The organism is Burkholderia sp. AU45388 (assembly GCF_030481585.1).
GTDB lineage: Bacteria > Pseudomonadota > Gammaproteobacteria > Burkholderiales > Burkholderiaceae > Burkholderia > Burkholderia sola.
Map to the genome: position 1 here is coordinate 1 of NZ_JAUJPV010000010.1, position 18,209 is coordinate 18,209.

Annotated in this window: 16 protein-coding genes and 3 pseudogenes; 16 read left to right on the forward strand and 3 right to left on the reverse strand. The window is 59.0% G+C overall.

The annotated features are described in order from the left end of the window. The first annotated feature begins 154 nt into the window (after nt 1-154). From QZM72_RS17635 to fabD, 12 genes are all read left to right on the forward strand, one after another. Nucleotides 155-496 (forward strand): 3-hydroxyacyl-ACP dehydratase FabZ family protein, encoded by a 342-nt coding sequence (locus QZM72_RS17635; RefSeq protein WP_301738908.1) that lies wholly within the window; start codon nt 155-157, stop codon nt 494-496. A gap of 13 nt (nt 497-509) precedes the next feature. Then, the gene (locus QZM72_RS17640; RefSeq protein WP_301738910.1) at nt 510-1,787 is read left to right on the forward strand and encodes a beta-ketoacyl synthase; all 1,278 of its coding nucleotides are present in this window, start codon (nt 510-512) and stop codon (nt 1,785-1,787) included. Next, complete coding sequence (locus tag QZM72_RS17645; protein WP_301738765.1) at nt 1,784-2,524, forward strand: SDR family oxidoreductase; 741 nt, start codon at nt 1,784-1,786, stop codon at nt 2,522-2,524. The genes QZM72_RS17640 and QZM72_RS17645 overlap by 4 nt, the downstream gene beginning before the upstream one ends. Nucleotides 2,525-2,573: 49 nt before the next feature. Beyond that, a complete protein-coding gene (locus QZM72_RS17650) occupies nt 2,574-3,344 on the forward strand; it encodes an SDR family oxidoreductase (protein ID WP_301738767.1) in 771 nt (256 codons plus the stop codon). Nucleotides 3,345-3,374: 30 nt separating this feature from the next. Further along, nucleotides 3,375-3,635, forward strand: coding sequence for a phosphopantetheine-binding protein (locus QZM72_RS17655; protein ID WP_301738769.1), 261 nt, complete (start codon nt 3,375-3,377; stop codon nt 3,633-3,635). Nucleotides 3,636-3,677: 42 nt separating this feature from the next. After that, nucleotides 3,678-4,571 carry a diiron oxygenase gene (locus QZM72_RS17660; protein ID WP_301738771.1) on the forward strand — a complete coding sequence of 298 codons (894 nt, stop codon included), beginning with the start codon at nt 3,678-3,680 and terminating at the stop codon, nt 4,569-4,571. 173 nt (nt 4,572-4,744) lie between these two features. Beyond that, a complete protein-coding gene (locus QZM72_RS17665) occupies nt 4,745-5,257 on the forward strand; it encodes an isoprenylcysteine carboxylmethyltransferase family protein (protein WP_301738772.1) in 513 nt (170 codons plus the stop codon). A gap of 2 nt (nt 5,258-5,259) precedes the next feature. Further along, entirely contained in the window at nt 5,260-6,240 is a 981-nt protein-coding gene (locus tag QZM72_RS17670; RefSeq protein WP_301738773.1) for a 3-oxoacyl-[acyl-carrier-protein] synthase III C-terminal domain-containing protein, read from the forward strand. Nucleotides 6,241-6,264: 24 nt separating this feature from the next. Further along, nucleotides 6,265-7,410 carry an SDR family oxidoreductase gene (locus QZM72_RS17675; protein WP_301738775.1) on the forward strand — a complete coding sequence of 382 codons (1,146 nt, stop codon included), beginning with the start codon at nt 6,265-6,267 and terminating at the stop codon, nt 7,408-7,410. A gap of 3 nt (nt 7,411-7,413) precedes the next feature. After that, the gene (locus QZM72_RS17680; protein WP_301738776.1) at nt 7,414-7,674 is read left to right on the forward strand and encodes an acyl carrier protein; all 261 of its coding nucleotides are present in this window, start codon (nt 7,414-7,416) and stop codon (nt 7,672-7,674) included. 69 nt (nt 7,675-7,743) lie between these two features. Beyond that, complete coding sequence (locus tag QZM72_RS17685) at nt 7,744-9,408, forward strand: amino acid adenylation domain-containing protein (RefSeq protein ID WP_301738778.1); 1,665 nt, start codon at nt 7,744-7,746, stop codon at nt 9,406-9,408. Nucleotides 9,409-9,420: 12 nt separating this feature from the next. Beyond that, nucleotides 9,421-10,275 (forward strand): ACP S-malonyltransferase, encoded by an 855-nt coding sequence (gene fabD / locus QZM72_RS17690; protein ID WP_301738779.1) that lies wholly within the window; start codon nt 9,421-9,423, stop codon nt 10,273-10,275. Here fabD and QZM72_RS17695 read toward each other — a convergent pair. Next, a complete protein-coding gene (locus QZM72_RS17695) occupies nt 10,188-11,021 on the reverse strand; it encodes a 4'-phosphopantetheinyl transferase superfamily protein (RefSeq protein WP_301738780.1) in 834 nt (277 codons plus the stop codon). The two genes, fabD and QZM72_RS17695, sit on opposite strands and share 88 nt — an antisense overlap. Nucleotides 11,022-11,664: 643 nt before the next feature. Between QZM72_RS17695 and QZM72_RS17700 the strand changes: the two are divergent. Beyond that, nucleotides 11,665-11,922, forward strand: a pseudogene (locus QZM72_RS17700) (transposase); the annotation flags it as partial. Nucleotides 11,923-12,173: 251 nt separating this feature from the next. On the opposite strand, the gene QZM72_RS17705 reads toward QZM72_RS17700, so the two are convergent. Beyond that, nucleotides 12,174-13,217, reverse strand: coding sequence for an IS110 family transposase (locus tag QZM72_RS17705; protein WP_301738781.1), 1,044 nt, complete (start codon nt 13,215-13,217; stop codon nt 12,174-12,176). Between the two features lie 65 nt (nt 13,218-13,282). Here QZM72_RS17705 and QZM72_RS17710 point away from each other — a divergent pair. From QZM72_RS17710 to QZM72_RS17720, 3 genes and pseudogenes are all read left to right on the forward strand, one after another. Beyond that, a pseudogene (locus tag QZM72_RS17710) lies at nt 13,283-14,152 on the forward strand (IS3 family transposase); the annotation flags it as partial. Continuing rightward, a pseudogene (locus QZM72_RS17715) lies at nt 14,137-14,765 on the forward strand (IS3 family transposase); the annotation flags it as partial. The pseudogenes QZM72_RS17710 and QZM72_RS17715, both read left to right, overlap by 16 nt. Nucleotides 14,766-15,139: 374 nt before the next feature. Continuing rightward, on the forward strand, nt 15,140-16,702 hold the full coding sequence (locus QZM72_RS17720; RefSeq protein ID WP_301738782.1) for a methyl-accepting chemotaxis protein: 1,563 nt from the start codon (nt 15,140-15,142) through the stop codon (nt 16,700-16,702). A 166-nt stretch (nt 16,703-16,868) separates the two neighbouring features. Here QZM72_RS17720 and QZM72_RS17725 read toward each other — a convergent pair whose 3' ends face one another. Then, nucleotides 16,869-17,531: a hypothetical protein gene (locus QZM72_RS17725; RefSeq protein WP_301738784.1), complete on the reverse strand. Its 663-nt coding sequence runs from the start codon at nt 17,529-17,531 to the stop codon at nt 16,869-16,871. Nucleotides 17,532-18,209 lie beyond the last annotated feature (678 nt).

The following is an 18,209-nucleotide window of genomic DNA, read 5'->3' on the forward strand; positions in this document are numbered from 1 at the left end:
TTCAGGCCAGCCTCGGCTTCCTTCAAGATGCCGATGATTTGCTCTTCGGTGAATCGCTTTTTCATTGCCGTTCCTCTCTGGAACGGACTCTACACCGTCACCGTACTAAACGCCGGGAGCAGGTCAGACGCACATTGCTTGCGATCGGACTGCGATTGCGGCGACGATGTCCATCGATCGCGACGATCCCGTATTCGACGGACATTTTCCGGGCGACCCCGTTTATCCGGGTGTGCTCCTCGTGGAAGCGATTGCCCAAACCGGCGTTTGCCTCGTGAAAATCGCTTCGCACGACTGTTCGGCTGGCGCGCGAGTGAGGGCAATCAAAGTGCTGTATGCCGAATTCACCGGAGAGGTAAAACCTGGTGAAACGGTGAATATCGAAGTGAAGACATTCGAGGTGTCGCCACTCCTGTCGGTGTTTGGTGGCCGAATCGTGGGGAGTGATGGTGCGGTGCGGGCTACTGTGATCGTGGAGGTATACGTTGGTGAGTGAGCGTGACGAAATCGTGATAACGGGAATGTCGATCAATACGCCGCTCGGCGATACGCTGGACGGCTTCATCGATGCGATGTACGAGGGCAAGTCCGCGCTATCGAACTGGCATTCGATCGACGCTTCGCGAATCTATTCCAAGATCGGCGCGGATCTGGGTGCCTACGATCTCGAAGCCAAGCTGCAATCGCTCGAGGGGCGGATTCCCGACGACGTGTGGCGGCGTCTGCGCAAGCTGCACGTCAAGCTGCCGTGGAGCACCAAAATCACGACCACGCTGGCCGTGGACGCCTGCGCCGACGCCGGCCTGTTCGAGCGCAAGCTAGATCCCGCACGCATCGGCGTGATCGTTTCGGGCCACAACATCAATGTCAACTACGACTTTGACAATCGAACGCAATTCGATCGCGAGCCCGACTACATCGATTCGCTGTACGGCCTGCAGACGCTCGACACCGATCATGCGGCTGCAGTTTCGGAGGTATTGGGCATCTATGGTCCCGTCTATACGATCGGCGCCGCGTGCGCGAGCGGCAACCTCGCGGTGCGCAACGCCATCGACGAGCTTAAGCATCATGGACTCGAGACGATGATCGTCGTCGGTCCGGTGTTCGACTGGTCGCCGGTTATGCTGCACGGCATGGCGCTGCTCGGCGCGATCTCGTTCAACGGGTTCGTCGATTCGCCGCAGCAGGCAAGCCGCCCGTATGACATTCGGCGGGAAGGGTTCGTCCCGGCGCACGGGGGCGGGGCGCTTGTCCTGGAAAAGCGTCGGGCGACGAGGTCCGCCGGGCTGACGTACTACGCACAGGTCCTCGCCGCGGAGGCGACCTCGTCGGCCAGTCATTTACCGACGCCGTCGGCCGAATGGCAAGCCGAAGCGATGCGCCGGGCGCTCGGCGCCGCGGCGCTCGAGCCATCCAGGATCGATTACGTGAGCGCGCATGCCACCTCGACGCCGCAAGGCGACCTCAGCGAGTTGCAAGCCATCGAGATGGTGTTCGGCGAGCGCGCGCGCGATTTGCATATCAATGCACCCAAGAGCCTGCTCGGGCACACGTGCTGGTCGGCGCCAGTTGTCGAGCTCGTGGCGGCGGTGCTGCAGATGCAGCGCGGCAAGATCCACCGGACGATCAACGTCGACGACCTCGATCCACAAGTGACGCTCGACGTGACGGCGAACGCGAACCGCGAGCTGGAGATCAGATATTTGATGAAGAACTCCTTCGGCTTCGGCGGCATCAATTGCGTTTCGATCCTGAAAGCTCCGGAAACTGGGGAAGGACGATGATCTTCGTCATTACAGGTGGCTCCCGCGGCATCGGGGCCGAGATCGTCGCGAAGGCCGTGGCCGGCGGGCACAGTGTTGCGTTCACGTACAACGCTAACGAGGCAGCGGCGCAGCGCGTCGTCGAGAATGCCCGCTCGATCGACGCGGAGGGCACATGCAAGGCATATCCGCTCGACGTGCGCGATTCCGCCGCGGTGGATGCGTTCGCCGCCAGGGTGCTTCGCGACTTCGGCACGGTCGACGTCGTAATCTCGAACGCAGGGGTGAATCGCAACGCGCTCCTGATGTCGATGTCGGACGAGGAGTGGTCCGACGTGCTGGCCGTCAATCTCACGGGCGCGTTCCATGTGGCGCGTGCGTTCGTGCCGACGATGCTCGAGAAGCGCTTTGGCCGCTTTGTATTTCTATCCTCTCTGAGCCGGGACGGCCTGTCGGGGCAGGCGAACTATGCGGCCACGAAAGCAGGTCTCCTCGGGTTATCGCGAACCATCGCGAAGGAATACGGCAAGCGCGGCATCACGAGCAACGTCGTGGCGCCGGGCATGATCGATACCGACATGTCGCGTGAAAACATGTCCGACGTGCATGGCAGATTCTGGGAGGCCCATAGCACGCTGCGCCGCGTCGGCAGCGCCGCCGAGGTGGCCGCTGCGGTCATGTTTTTCGCGCAGCCCGAGGCGGCGTACATCAACGGAACCTGTCTGCCGGTTACTTCCGCGCTGGACTGGGTGCCTTGAGGAGGCGGCGATGAAGACTTTAGTCGACTACGACAATCAAGCTGTCATCGTGACGGGCGCGACGCGCGGCATCGGGCTGGAAACGGCGCTGGCCTTCGCGGCCGAAGGCGCGCATTGCTATCTGACGTTTCATCTCGGCAGCGCCGACCTAGACGAAGTGTACCGGCGCTTCGAGGCGATCGGTGCACTGCGGCCGCGCATCCTCCAGTGCAACGCGGCGAACGAAGAGCAGACGCAGGCGCTGTTCGACGCCGTCAGGGCGGAGCACGACCGGGTTGTGGCATGGATCTCGAACGTTTCAGTCGCGCAGCTCGTGCCCGATTTCGAGAGCTATTACAAGCGGGCGCTGTTCCAGTCAATCGAATCGAGCGCGTGGCCGCTTTACGACGGTATCAAACGGATCAAGCGGACCTTCGGCGCCTATCCGAAGTACGCGATGGGGATGTCGAGCGCCGGGGCAAGGCAGTACCTACATAACTACGACTTCATGTCGGCGTCCAAGAGCGTGCTTGAGACGCTGTGCCGGTACGCGAACTACCGGCTCTATGACGAGGACATCCGTATCAACGTGGTTAGAGCGGGAATGGTCAAGTCTGAGTCGATGCGCCTCACGTTCGGCGACGCGTTCGCCGACAAGGCGCGCGAGTTCGAACTCGACCGCTACTACCTCGATCCGCGCGCTGTGGCGAGCACGATCCTCGGCTTGTGCAGCGGATACATGGATGCGGTGCGTGGCGAAGTGATTTCCGTCGACAAGGGATTCCACTTCTTCGACACCTTCATGAGGATTTACTCGGATCAGCAGCGCGAGGCGCGCTGATCGTTCAATTTCCACCAAAGGAGCAATCAGATGGCTGACGTTCAAGAAATCCGCGAAATCATTGTCGGCTTCGTCAAGCGCACGCTGCCCGAGCTGAAGTACCAAGAGATCGACACGCGCCAGTCGATGAACGAGCTGGGAGCGACGAGCATCGATATTCTCGAGGTCGTCTCGGCCAGCATGCGTAGGCTTAACGTGCAGGTTCCGCGCGAGAAGCTGGGCCAGCTCAAATGCCTCGATGACCTGATCAATCTGCTGGCGTCGATCGTCGACGAAAAGGTCAGGCAGTAACCGTATGGCGCCGCCCAACTGGAAAATCGGAAATATACGTATATGGATACGCTAGAGCATGGGCAAGCCGGGCTGAATGAGGTGGCCCAGCGGCTTTCGTTCATTTCGCTCAGCCCCGGCAAGGGATTACATCAACCATTTACGCGCGTCACGTATCAGGCGGAGCTGGACAGGAATCGGCCTCAGTTTCCGGAGGAGCTTCTGAGTATTTACCACCATCCCATTTATGCCAGCCTGAGCGCCGAGCAGAAATGGAATCTGGGGCTGCTGGAGACGATTAACTTCTTTTCCATCAACATCCACGGTGAAAGAAAGCTCGTGCAGGGTCTGGAGAAACGGCTCTACATGCCGTCGAGATTTGGCGGATCATGGGAGATCGGCAATTACCTGCAGCATTTCATTCACGAAGAAAACGCCCACACGCACATGCTCGCGGGCTATTGCTATCGCTACGCGGGCGGAGTGATGAAGGACTACGCCATTCAGGTGGAGGAACCCCGGCTGAGTGATGTCGGCACCGAACTGCTGTTCTTTGGCCGAGTATTTGTCCTTGAAATGTTCCTCGACTACCTGAACACCAGCGCAATGCGCGACGAGCGGCTCGATGTCACGGTGCGGCAGATTCATCGCTTTCACCACGACGAAGAGGCGCGTCACATGGCGTTCGACCGCGAAGTGATCGAGTTCTGTGTCAAGCGGGCGGAAGCGGAGGGCCTTCACGACGAGATAAAGCTGATTGCGAAGCTGCTCGACGACTATGGTCGGGTTGCGGTGAAGAGCCTCTATTCGCCAGTCGTCTACAAGAAGGTTGGCATCAAGGACCCGACGACAGTTGCGCAGGAAGCGCAGGTGGTTCCGCAGCGAATCGAAATCGAGAATGCGTGGCGTGCGAATGCACGCGCGTTCCTGAAAAAGATGAGGCTCTCCGTCCAATGACGCCGTAAGGCCGCAATCCGCGGCACCGGCCTGCATTCGGATTAAAAGAAATCTTTTCATATTCTTTAATTGTCCAAACAGGTATAAACATGACTAATCTATTTCGCGCGATATCGCTCGTCTGGTTCGCGGTATTCGTTTTATACGTCTTCGACATCCGGCACAAGAAAGGCATGAAGCCGCTTATCACCGGGCCGTGGACTTCACTCATGAAGCTGCTTTCCTTGGCGATGCTGATCCTGTATGCGTACCTGATCGCCACGCTGAAGGAGATCGAATGGTTCGATATCGTCGCGCTCGTGATCACCGCGGTCGGCGCCTCCCTCGTCACGGCCGCCAAGCGGACGCTCGGCCGCTACCACACTTGGGCGGGCTATCACTTGCCCGAGACGACCATCGTCAGCCACGGTATTTATTCGCGTCTGCGCCATCCGCTTTACACCGGGACGATCGTGTTCGAGATCGGCGCGTTCTTCGTGATTTTCCCGAGCATGTCGATCTATCCGAGATACGCGTCATACATCATCGCGGGCATTTTTGCCTACATGATTTGCTTCAACATCTACTTGGCAACTTGCGAGTCCCGGGCGATGAAGCAGAAGTTCGACAAGCAGTTCGACGAATATAAGGCACGGGTGCGGGCGTTCATTCCGATCAACAAGTCTTCGAACATTGTGGGACGGTGAGCATGTCGACCATCGATCAATCGAACGTGTTCGGTATCCATGCTATCGAGTACCTGGTGCCGCCGATTCGCCATTCAGTGCGGGAGCTTCACGACAAGGGGCTGCTGATCAGCACGCCCGAGGCCATGGAAGAGCTGGGTTTCGAGTACGGCTTGATGTGGGATCGTCCTGCCACAGCGGCCGCCGCCGAAGTGGTCGATCGCGTGCTCAAGCAAGCGAATATTGATCCCGCTGACGTCGATCTCCTGATCAACGCCACCGCGATCTCGGAGAGCTCGCTCGTGCCCCCGAGCTACTCGGCGCCGACGACCGACGAGAATCGGCACCTGCAGCAGTTCATGAACTCCAGCGCTCGGATACAGGATGAGCTGGGTCTCGTCAACGCCAAGACGATGGGCATGAGCGAAATTAGCTGTTCGTCGCTCATGACTGCAATCTGGACCGCCCGGGCGCTGATGATCGAGGAAGGCAAGGACATTGCCGTGTGCGTGAATGTCGACAAGTTTCCCGACGGTTACAAGCGGGAAGTCGTCTACAACGTTGTCAGCGATTCGGCGTGTGCCGTCATCGTTAAGCGCGGCGAGACGCGCAATCGCATCGTCACGTACGAGGCGATGACGCGCGGCTACTACTGGGACAGCGATCGCCGCCAGAATGAGATGATGGCGTCGTATTTCACCACCGGCAACCGGATCGTCCAGAAGGCGCTGAAGAAGGCGGCCATGAAGCTCGACGACATCTCGCTGATGATTCCACACAACGTCAGCTTGCGCAGCTGGCTGATCCTGAGCGACCTGATCGGCTATCCGATCGAGAAGGTGTACACCGGCAACATCGCGCAAATGGCGCATTCGATCGCCGCGGACAACTTTATCAACCTCAAAGATGCGACGGTCGAAGGGCGTCTGTCCGAAGGCGACCTGACAATGCTCTACACATTCGGGCTCGGCGCGCATTGGGGCTGCATGATTCTAGAGGCTTAAGGCGCTTAGGGTAGGGGATACAACATGTTATTTGTTACAGGAATGACAGGAGCCTTCGGAGTTGAGATACTCCGTATCCTGTTGCGCGATCACAAGGACAAGGAGGTCGTCGCACTGATCCGCGCGAGCGACCGACAAAAGCTCGAGGAGCGATGGGCTAGGCTTCTTGCTATCGCGTCGGACGGCGCAATGAAGCCGGAGGACGTGCCGGGCTTCACGCCTCTCGCTGGCGACATCACGAAGCCGCACTTGGGTCTGTCCGTCGCGCAGGTACAGTCGTTGTGCGAGCGTGTCGAGGAGATCATTCACAGCGCGGCTACCGTTGACTTTGATGAGCCGCTCGACAGTTGCCGCATCATCAACGTCGAGGGCACGCGCAACGTCCTTCATCTTGCAACCGATTGCGCGCGCCTGAAGAAATTCGCACACATCAGCACGCTCTACGTGGCGGGACGGCGCAGCGGAAACATTTTCGAGCACGAGCTGGAGCACAGAGACGGGTTCGTCACGATGGGCTATGAGGAATCGAAGTACGAAGCGGAGCTGCTGATTCGCCAGTACATGCCGCGCTTGCCGATTACAGTCTATCGGATGTCGCTGCTGATGGGATGCTTGCGAGACGGTTATGTGTACGACTATGGGGCGTTACACCGCTACCTGATGTTCATGTACAGGGGCATCGCGCCGTGCTTCCCGGGCATCCCAAGCTGTCCGCTGGATATCCTGCCATATGACTACTCCGCCGAATGCTTCATGACGATGTTCGGCCACCATTTCAAAGGCGGAGACACATATCAGATCAGCGCCGGCGAACGGTCGCCAACAACGGAGCGCTGGCTCGAGCTGACGGCACAGACCTATGCGAAGCACTCGGCGTCGTGGCGAAAAGGATCCTACAACTCGCCGGACATCGTCACGTGGCCGACCTATCAACTCTACAAGAAGACGATCCTGACGATCGACAACATGGAGTTCATGAAAGTGGTCCGAATCCTCGACAGCTGCGCGGAGGAATGCTTCTGCCCGAAGGTGTTCAAGCGGGACAATCTGAACGCCGCTCTCGGCGTTGGAATGGACAGCGTTCCAGATTACGAGGACTACTACCCTCGAATTCTCGACCATTGCATCGAGATGAACTGGGGGTTGTCACCAAAATTTGTAAAGGCCTGAGTCATGGTAAACGACATAGCAGAAAAGAATGCGTTCGTCGCGAAGGTAATCGACATCCTGCAGCAAATCGTGGCGCGGAAAAAGCTGGAAATTAGCATCGAGCCGGACACGCCGCTGTTCGATTCGAAGATCTTGGACTCCGTCACTTTCGTCGAGTTCATCGCGGCGCTCGAGGTCGAGCTGGAGGTGAGCGTTCCGGACCAGAAGATGTCGACGCAGTTCTTCGCGACGCCCGCGCATATCGCCGAGCACTTCGGCAACTGAGCGACAACAGAGCGTGCAACGACTCCTGCGCCGGTTGCCGGCACATCAATGAGAGACGGATGAGGTCCCATGAGCGGTAACGTAGAAACGACATGCCACGCCGTGCACGCGGGCTTTTTCGAGCGCGCGGCGGCAAATCCCGCCAGCATCGCGCTGGATTTCGGGGATCAGGTCTGCAGTTACGGCGATTTGCGAACGCTGTCGCTGGGCATTGCCGACGCCGTCGGGACCTGCGGCGCGGCTGGCGCCGCCTCGCCATGGGTTGGCATGCTGGCCGGCAAGAGCCTGCATGGCTATGCGGCCATGCTGGGCATCCTGGCGGCCAGTAAGGGCTACATGCCGTTGTCCTGCTTGGCGCCGGGAGCCCGCGTTGCCGACATGATCGAGCGCAGCGGCACGTCGTTGCTATTTGTCGACGAGGAGGGTGTGCGTGCGTTGCCATCGGTGCTTGCGCGCATCAATCGGCGCTTGACTGTTCTTGTCGGCATGGCCGACGAAAACGCGGCGGCTCAAGTCGAAACCTTGGAGAAAGCGTGGCCATCGCATGCTTTCCGGCGGGTGGCGCCCGCAGCCATGGACTGCCAATCGCCCGCGCTGGAGGTTCGCCGCGATATGCCGGTTTATTTGCTGTTCACGTCCGGTAGTACAGGGCGTCCTAAAGGCGTGATGGTGAGTCACGGCAACGTGCGCCATTTTCTCGATGCGATGGCGGATCGGTATTCATTCACGGCGACTGACCGTTTCTCGCAGAACTTCGATTTCACGTTTGATCTGTCGGTATTCGACGTCTTCGCGTGCCTAGGGGCGGGGGGCTGCATCTGCGTGCCATCCGGCGGCGATAGGGTATTGCCTGCGCGCTATATCAACCGCTCGCGTCTGACGGTGTGGTTTTCCGTTCCGTCCGCCGTGACGGCGATGCAGGCGACGCGGCAGCTGAAGCCAGGTGCCTTTGGCGGCCTGCGGTACAGCTTCTTCTGCGGCGAGGCGCTGATTGTCAAGGCTGCGCGTGCGTGGCAGGCTGCGGCGCCGCCCGGGAAGCTCGTCAACTTGTATGGTCCGACGGAGGCCACGATATGCTGCACCGAGTATGCGTGGAGCACCAAAGATCGATCGCTTGCCGATGAGCATATTGTGCCGATCGGCAGCGCGTTTCCGGGGCTTCACGCAAGCGTGCGGGACGAGAGCGGGCTCGCCGTCGCCGGCGAGGAAATCGGCGAGCTGTGTATCGGTGGGCCACAGGTGGCGCTGGGCTATCTCGACTCGCCGGAGGAGAACGAAAAGCGCTTCGTCGAAGACACATCGAGCGGCCAACGTCTCTATCGAACGGGTGATAGGGTGTTCTTAGATGCTCGCGGTTGCTTGCATTTCGTCGGGCGCGTCGATCATCAGGTGAAGGTCAAAGGTTATCGAATCGAGCTTGGGGAAGTCGAACAAGCGTTACGTGCGTGCAGCGTCGACGCGAATGCAGTGGCGGTGCCGTGGCCGCCGCAAGGGCCGCACGAACGCCTCGTTGCAGTGTGCGACGTCGGCGGGCGGGCCGAACGCGAAGGCCAGCGCTTGATAGGTGAGCTGCGGCAACGGCTTCCCGACTACATGCTGCCTGACGAAGTCGTCTTCATGGACCGGTTCCCGCTGAACGGCAATGGCAAGATCGACCGGCGCGCTGTGACACAAGCGCTGGCGGACCGGCTGACAGGGCTGCGCGTCGGTGCGCCGCGCGGCGGGAACGCGTAACGAGAAAAACGTATGTCTGTATTCATGTTTCCCGGCCAGGGATCGCAAAAGAAGGGCATGGGGGGCGAGTTGTTTGCTCGGTTTCCGAGCGAAGTGGCTGTGGCGAGCAGGATCGTCGGCTACTCGATGGAGGCGCTTTGCGAGGCGGACGCGGAGGGCAAGCTCGACAATACCCGCTATACGCAGCCGGCGCTCTTCACAGTCAACGCATTGCACTACCTAGCAATGCAAAAGGAGGGCGGCTCAAAGCCGCAATACTTCATCGGCCACAGTCTTGGGGAATACAATGCGCTGCATGCTGCTGGCGCAATCGACTTTTCCATTGGCGTCGAACTGACGATGTTGCGCGGACGTCTCATGAGCGAGGCGCGCGAGGGCCGTATGGCGGCGGTATTGGGCATCGGTGAAGAGGATATCCGTGGTGGATTGCGCGAGGCGCAGCTCGATCGCGTTTACGTCGCCAATCTCAACGCGCCGACGCAAACGGTGATTTCGGGCGAGACAGCGCAATTGCGCACCGCGTTGCAGTGGCTGGCGGATCGCTTTGGCGCGGCGTGCGTGGAGCTCAATGTGAGTGGCGCATTTCATTCGCCCTTGATGGAAGAGGCGCGCGTCGAGTTCGGCAAGCGATTGACGACGGTGGCGTTTCGCGAGCTCGCCACGCCTGTCATCGCCAACGTCGGCGCCAGGCCGTATGCGACAGGTGGCATTCGTGCAGGCTTGGAGCAGCAACTGACGTCCCCTGTGCGGTGGACCGACACGATTCATTACTTGCTTGATCAGGGCGAAACGGAATTCGTCGAGGTCGGCCCGGGCCGGGTACTGACGCAACTCCTCGAGCGGATCAGGCGCAGTGCACACGTGTAGCTCGACTCGACGTTCAAGCCGCGTAAGAATTCGGGGGCAACCCAATGCATCGCAACCTCTACCTCGGTGTCCGCATCGATTCCAATGGCCAGTGCAAGCATTGTCTCATCTGTGACGGGCGTGCTCAGGAAGCGCCATCTGTCCAGATGCGCCTCCGCTTCGGTATGAAATGCAATGCCCGACGCATCGGATAGATCGAACGACATAGACGAAAAAGGTATGGAAAGCCCCATGCCTTTGGCCTTGACATAGGCCTCCTTCAGCGTCCAATAGGCGTAAAAGTTTCGGCTCAGGTCAGCCTCGGGCGTCGCCGCGAGCCGTTCGGATTCGCTGTGTACAAAGAAGCCGCGCGCCATGGCGAGAAAGTCTCTTTCTTGCGTGACGTTTTCGACATCGATTCCGATTTCTACCAGTCTCGAGATTACGCAGGCGGTGAGGCCCTTGGTGTGGGAGACGTTGAAATGCAGGTGGCGATACGCCAGCGGCGATTCGATGAATGGACGCCCAAATGCGTTGCCGCCGAAGCGCCACTGATCGGGGGCAACGTGCGTGCGGGCGCACAGCAGCATGCGCAGAAACGCTTTGGACCGTATGAACAGATTCTTCTCGCTAGCGATCAGAACTCGTTGTGCGGCTTCTTGTTCTGCTTTGCTTAGCAGTTCCAGATAGGGGGTGACAGGAGCCGACGAATGCGGGGACGTTGGCAACAGCCACACGTCGACCCGATGGGGGGATGAAGTTTTCAAGGGCATCGAAGCGTGATAGTTCTATTTCGCAGTTCTCGTTTTTTTTGAGGAAGCGTTCTTGACGCTTCCTGTTTGTTTTCATCGACCTTATTCGATCACTGCTAGCGCTCGGTTTCCCGATCCGCCGTGCATCCCACTGCACAACATCCGATCATCGCGCTAGGCCAGACGGCATGAGGTGACGGTGACGCTTCGCAAGTTTGGGAGACTCAACGTCACTGGCGAGAAGGGAGCAACGCTGCCAAGGTGCTTCGTTAGTGTACCTGATTTGAACGATATTTTTTTACGCTTCAAGGATGTCCTCCGCGCATCGCGATGGCCCAAACTGACTAAGTCGCGTGCCTACACGGCGCCGGAAACGAAAAAGGGCTACAGATGGGACGGCCTGTAACCCCTTATGTCCTTCTGCTTGCCTAAGTGACATCAGCCGGAATGGACGTGTCGCGCCCATGCTTCCATCAGCGGGTGGCGCCGCTCCTGCAAATAAGTTCGGTGGTTCGCGGCCTCGACCTTGTTTGCCACGGTGTGCGCGAGTGCACGTTCTTCAAGGTCGCGCGCGTAGTGACCCTAGCCCACAAAACTGTCCCATTTGAAAGTGGAAAATTCCGACATGACGTTGTTATCGAGACTAGGAGGTCATGCCGTGAAGAAGAGCAGGTTCACCGAAGAGCAGATCGCATACGCATTGAAGCAGGCCGAGCTGGGCACACCAGTCGCGGAGGTCTGCCGCAAGATGGGGATAAGCGACGCGACGTTTTACAACTGGCGGACGAAGTACGGCGGGCTGTCGCCTTCGGAGCTGCGCCGGCTGAAGCAGCTTGAGGAAGAAAACGCGAAGCTCAAGCGCCTCGTGGCCGATCTGTCGCTGGACAAGGCCATGCTGCAGGATGTGCTGTCAAAAATGTATGGTCCGCCCCGGCTTTGCAAGGCGAGCGTTGTCGATCCGACGCATGTCAGTTTGCGTAAATGTATCCGGCCTCTCGCGAGTCGAACGCTTTTGGCGTTCAGGCCATGATGAGATCTGCGCGTACCGTTCCTAATAAACTGGTTCGGGCTTGCTAGCCCGCTTTTTTGACCAAGGCTTACGACACGCCAGTCAACTGTTGCGTCATCTCGATTCCACGTCCCTGCAAACTTGAAGTCGATTCGGTTCTAGCAGCGAGGATCCATTTTTTCGTACAGGGCTCCCGGACGCGTGAGCACAACCCACGCGACGCGAGCAAGTTTGTTCGCCAGCGCTATCACGACCTTGTTGTGATGCATCCGGCTCTCGAGCGTATCCAGCCATCGCCCGAGCCGATCTCTTGAGCGATCCAGATGCATCAGACAGGACTGAGCGCCCAATACAAGTAAGCGGCGCAGGTACGTATTGCCGCGTTTGCTGATGCCCAAGAGCGTTGGCTTGCCGCCGGTCGTATGCTGCCGGGGGACGAGGCCGATCCATGCAGCCAAGTCACGTCCGCTGCGGAATTGCTTGCCATTTCCGATGGCTGCGCACAAAGCGCTTGCCCCAAGCGGGCCAATTCCCGGAATTGTCGTGAGACGCTGTACAACGTCATCGTGCTTGGCAGAGGCTTCGATCTGACCGGAAAGTGCGGTGACGCGCTCGTCGATACGCAGGAAGTCCGACCACAGATCCGTCAGCAGCTGTCGCATGGTCGGCGTCAGATCGTTGGAATCGTCCGCGAGAATGCGAGTCGCAACGCGTCGAAACATACCGATACCGGTGTGGATTGCGATGCCGTATTCGAGCAGAAAGCAGCGAAACTGACTCACGAGAGCCGTGCGCTGATGAACGAATTGGGCACGCACGCGGTGCAGCGCTTGCATGTCAAGTTGCTCGTGGCGTTTGACAGGGACGAAGCGCATCGTTGGGCGCGTTACTGCTTCGGCGATTGCCTCAGCGTCGAGCGTGTCATTCTTGTTCGACTTCAGGTAGGGCTTGACGAATTGGGCCGGGATCAACTTGACGTCGTGACCGAACGCGATCAGTTTCCTTGCCAGCCAATGGGACCCCGGACAAGCTTCCATGCCCACGCGCGCAGGAGACGCTGTCGCAAAGAACTGTAGCAAGGCGTCGCGACGAAGCTTGATTCTCAGAGTGGGCCGTCCATGCTGGTCGGCTCCGGCGATGTGAAACGTCGTCTTGCCCAGGTCGACACCGTAGACGGCGCAGTTGTGAGGAACGATACGCATAATCATTCTCCGACGGTTTCGGGGCTTCAGTATCCCCCTTCGGGGAGGGGCGGACCATCCTATTAGCTCTGAAGCCTTCTCGGCGCCGTGATCTGGTCACGGACTTGATGCAGCGTTTCGGCGCAAGCCAGCGGCAGACCTGCGCGTTGTTGCAGCTGTCCCGCACGGTCTACCGTTACGAGTCGGTTGCGCGGGATCAAAGCGCGCTGGAGATGCGCATCAAGGAGATCACGGAAGTGCGGGTGCATTACAGCGCGCCCCGCGTGTACGTGATGCTTCGCCGGGAAGGCTGGCGAGATAATCATAGACGCGTCGAACGCGTGTATCGCGAACTGGGGCTTTCGTTGCGCCACAAACGACCTCGACGGAACAAGTCGGCCCGGCGCCGACAGCCAAAGCAGTTAGTAAGCGCAATCAACGAAATCTGGAGTATGGATTTCGTCGCTGACGCGCTGTTCGACGGCCGTCGCTTACGTACGCTCACCATCGTGGACAACTACACGCGGGAATGTCTGGCCATAGAGGTTGACGGCTCGTTGCGTGGCGAGCACGTTGTCGCCGCACTGACCCGGCTTGCGCAGCATCGTCCGCTTCCCCGCTATATCAAGGCAGATAATGGCAGCGAATTTATTTCGAAGGCGCTCGACAAATGGGCGTACGAGAATGGCGTGGAGATTGACTTCTCGCGTCCTGGCAAGCCGACCGACAATGCGAAGAATGAATCCTTCAACGGACGCTTCCGGGAGGAATGCCTCAACGCACACTGGTTCTTGTCGCTTGAAGACGCCAGACGCAAAATCGAGGTCTGGCGCGAGTACTATAACGAGGCGCGTCCTCATTCTGCGCTGCAGTGGATGACACCGGCGGAATTTGCCCGCCAGTGCACCGATCGGGCAGGTTCGGGCCGCCCCGAACAGCCGGAATTTTCCAACTAAGACTGGGACGGAAATTGGGCTAGCCTCAGCAGCCGGGCCGCCATGCCTACAAGCAGGCCACGGTCGGGCGGATCGATATCCCGAACCATCTCAATCGCGAATTCGAGGTTGGTACGCCGAATCAGGTGTGGTGACATCACGTATGTCTGGGCGCAGGGACGTTGGCATTATCTGGCCGTAGTACTCGCCCTGTTCACGCGTCGGGTTGCTGGCTGGGCGTTTTCGACACGCCCTGATGCCGATCTGGTCGTGCAGGCGTTGGAGATGGCCTATGAGCAACGTGGCCGACCGCAAGGCTTGCTGTTTTCACTCGGATCAAGGCGGCCAATATGCAAGCCGGAAATTCCGTCAGCACCTCTGGCGCTATCGGATACAGCAAAGCATGAGCCGTCGAGGAAATTGTTGGGATAACTCCCCGATGGAGAGGCTGTTCCGCAGCTTCAAGACCGAATGGCTACCGTCAGTGGGCTACATTTCGGCGCAGGAGGTACACCGGGACATCAGCCACTACCTGATGCACCGGTACAACTGGATACGGCCGCATCAGTTCAATGACGGACTGGCGCCGGCGGTTGCGGAAGAAAAACTTAACGCAATGTCCGGGATTAGTTGACCACTACAGTGACAGCTGGTTCGGCGAGGGTATTCATCGGGCGCTCCAGGTCGGGCTCCGGTCCGCGCTCGATCCAAGCTTGTCGGACAGCGAAGGATGTTACAGGGTGGGAATTCTGCATGCGCCTTCTATTTCCTCTCCTAAAAGTACGCAGGCGGCGTTTGTACGGATAGCTCCGGCATTTTCTGCTGTGCGCCCCGCGGCATCGATTGGGCGTCCGGAGCCGCACGCAAATCGACGATGACGGTCATCGGCGGTCCCACGCGACGGAGCACGGGGTTCCCACTGCCGTCGGTCACGAGTTCCCTTCAGCGAGTTTGAATTTTGTCGTAAACAACTTGTATGGACCATTCATCATCGCCCCGGGAACCTCTATGAGAAATATGAAAGTATCTAGCCGCCTGACTATCGGATTCGGGTTATTGACGGCCCTGCTGGTGGCAATCGCCGTGACCGCGTTTTACGGACTGTGGCAATTGAACAACCAACTTGACGCCATTGCGCGAATAAACAATACGGAAGCACGGTTGGCCAACCAACTACGCTCATCGATACAGGATCGCGCGATCGCCGTGCGGAATCTGGCGTTGCTTACCGACCAGCGTGATATGGCACTGGAGGGCGACCGCATCAAAAAACAGGAGCAGATTTACGCAGACGCCTACCAGAAACTATCGCGTATGTTCGCGGATGAGACCGGAACGACGGAACGGGAACGGACGCTCATCGCTGCCCTCAAGCAAGACGAGGCAGCAGCACTGCCTCCATTAAGAAAAGCAGCAGAGCTCGGCCTGAACAACGACGCGGCCGGGGCAACCAAGGAACTCTTGCAGAATGCGAGACCCGTGCAGCGGGTATGGCTTGCACGCGCAGTAGAGCTGGCAAATTTCGAAGATCAGCTTAACGAGCAGGCGCAGCAAGATGCGACTGCGATGTACGCGAGCGTTCGCGCGCTGATCTCGGCAATCGTTGGCGGATCACTGCTTGTTGCCATCGCGACAACCATCCTCATTGCTCGCAGTATCCTGCGTCAGTTGGGTGGAGAGCCCTCCGTGGCTCAACATGCCGCGGCGCAGATCGCCGGCGGAAACCTCATGGTCGATCTGCCGCTGGCGCGCGGTGACTCATCGAGCTTGATGGCGTCACTCGAGGCGATGCGCGCCAAGCTCACCTCGATCGTTCAGGGCATCAAGGCGTCCGCGGAGTCCATTTCCGTCGCCGCTGCGGAGGTGGCGCAGGGCAATGTCGATCTGTCTCAGCGTACGGAAGAGCAGGCTGCCTCGCTCGAAGAAACGGCTGCGAGCATGGAGGAACTCACCTCGACGGTGAGGCAAAACACGGACAATGCTCGTCAAGGAAGCACTTTGGCGGCGGCGGCTTCACAAACCGCTTCGTCGGGGGGAGACGCCGTGAAGCAGGTGGTCAGCACGATGGAAGACATCGCATCCAGCTCGCACAAGGTGGCCGAGATCATCTCGGTCATCGAAGGCATCGCGTTTCAGACCAATATCCTTGCGCTCAACGCAGCGGTCGAAGCAGCGCGTGCGGGCGAGCAGGGACGAGGCTTCGCAGTTGTCGCGGGTGAAGTCCGAACCTTGGCACAACGAAGTGCGGTCGCGGCGAAGGAAATCAAGGAGCTCATCGGAACCTCGGTATCTCACGTCGCAGCAGGTTCGAATCTGGTTTCGAACGCTGGAGCGACAATGGAGGAGATCGTCCGATCGGTGAAACGTGTCACGGACATCATGGGTGAAATCGCTTCCGCCTCTGGCGAGCAGACCACGGGAATCGAGCAAATCAATGTCGCCGTTACCCAAATGGACGAGGTGACCCAGCAGAATGCCGCTTTGGTCGAGCAAGCTACGGCTGCGGCCCAGTCGATGGCCGACCAGGCGGCAAGCCTGAAAGCGGCAGTGTCTATCTTCAAGGTCGACTAGTAGCCACGGCCGGTTCTGGACCGGCCAGCCTTTTATAGACATCTTCGAGCCATAATTTACGGCAACCGAGGAGGTCACAGCCGAGCCACCGGCCGGCGAACCTGCCGCGTCGTCGGTTCCAGCCGTTCCGAGCGAAATGGGGGCGGGCGGATGGGGCAGGAAACGCCTACTTGCGGCAATTCGCCTGACGCGCTTCATTAAGGTCGTTGGCGAAGGCTCGGGCCGAGGTTGCGGTGTCGAAAATGACCAGCTCGTTTGCATCCGGTCGGGCTGCCGCCTCGGCAGGAAAAATGCCGGCCTCTACGATGTAATGGCTGTTCCTGCCAGTGTGCGATTCTATCCAGATGTTTCGTATCGAACAGAGTTCGACGGGGTGTCCAGCGGAGACCTGCCGGGTGCCCTGGACGATCAAATGATTCTGCCCGCCGATGGTCAGACGCGTCGTGATCGGATCGATACCGTAACCGATGACAACCAGTGCGCCGAAAAACGCGGCGACGCCTCCCAGTTCCCAGCGAACGAGCGCGATTGGGGAACGCCAAATGCCCCAAAGCAACAAGGCCACGACACAGATATAGACGGCGACCATCGGCCAATCCGTAACGGAGGGCGCTCTGATGAGCGAATAATCGGCCGCCATGGCGCCGCGCACGTAAAGACCCACGTCCCCGTCGCCGCCCGGTCTCCATAGGCGAAAGCCCTCCGCGAGAACCTCGTTGTAGTGGTACCACCCGGCGCCATAACCGCCAATATTCAGCCCAAGGATCAGCAACGTGGCGAGCCAGATACTCCGACGGGTCGTTCGAGCCTCTACGGCAATTGATCGCATTGCAGTTCTCGCGCATGTACGGTGTGACAGGCTTGCCCAGCCGAGCAATTCGGGACCAACGGGAAGGGCTTTGTCGAGCATTCCGAAGAAAACTCGAACAAATTGACAGTCGGCAGGATTCGTCCCGATTCCGCGGTATGGCTGAACGACGATATCTCGAATTTACCAATATTAGGCCCCTCGGTCGTTGGGGCGAATCAGGTCTGCGGCGGTCTTCGCGCCGCGACAGCGCGGAGCAGCGCGTACTTGCAGCTAACACGGCTCCATGCGTTCCCGGGTCGCCGGCAACCAGCGGTTAGATGATCAACCCCGCCGTGCTTGTGCACCTCCGATTTACGCAACAAAGCGACGCACTGACAGCCGTATCGAAATACCGGAAACGCGATCCCGCGCGGTCGGCCGCCGCCTTCCATCGCCAAACGCGTTTCGCGCGACGCCGGGCGGCTACCGAATGCGATATCCGGTCAATAAAGAGGGCTGTCCGGCAATAAAAAATTGAACACAAGCGTAAATTGTGCGCGATTCGGAAAATCGTTCCGCCCGACGCCGTAAGACTATTAACGTGGACAGTGATCACATGGTGCGGAGCCGCGACAATACGCCGACTTCCGGGATCTCGATTCACGTGTGAACAGGCATTTCCATAAATACATTTCGAGGCTAAATTATTTGAAAACG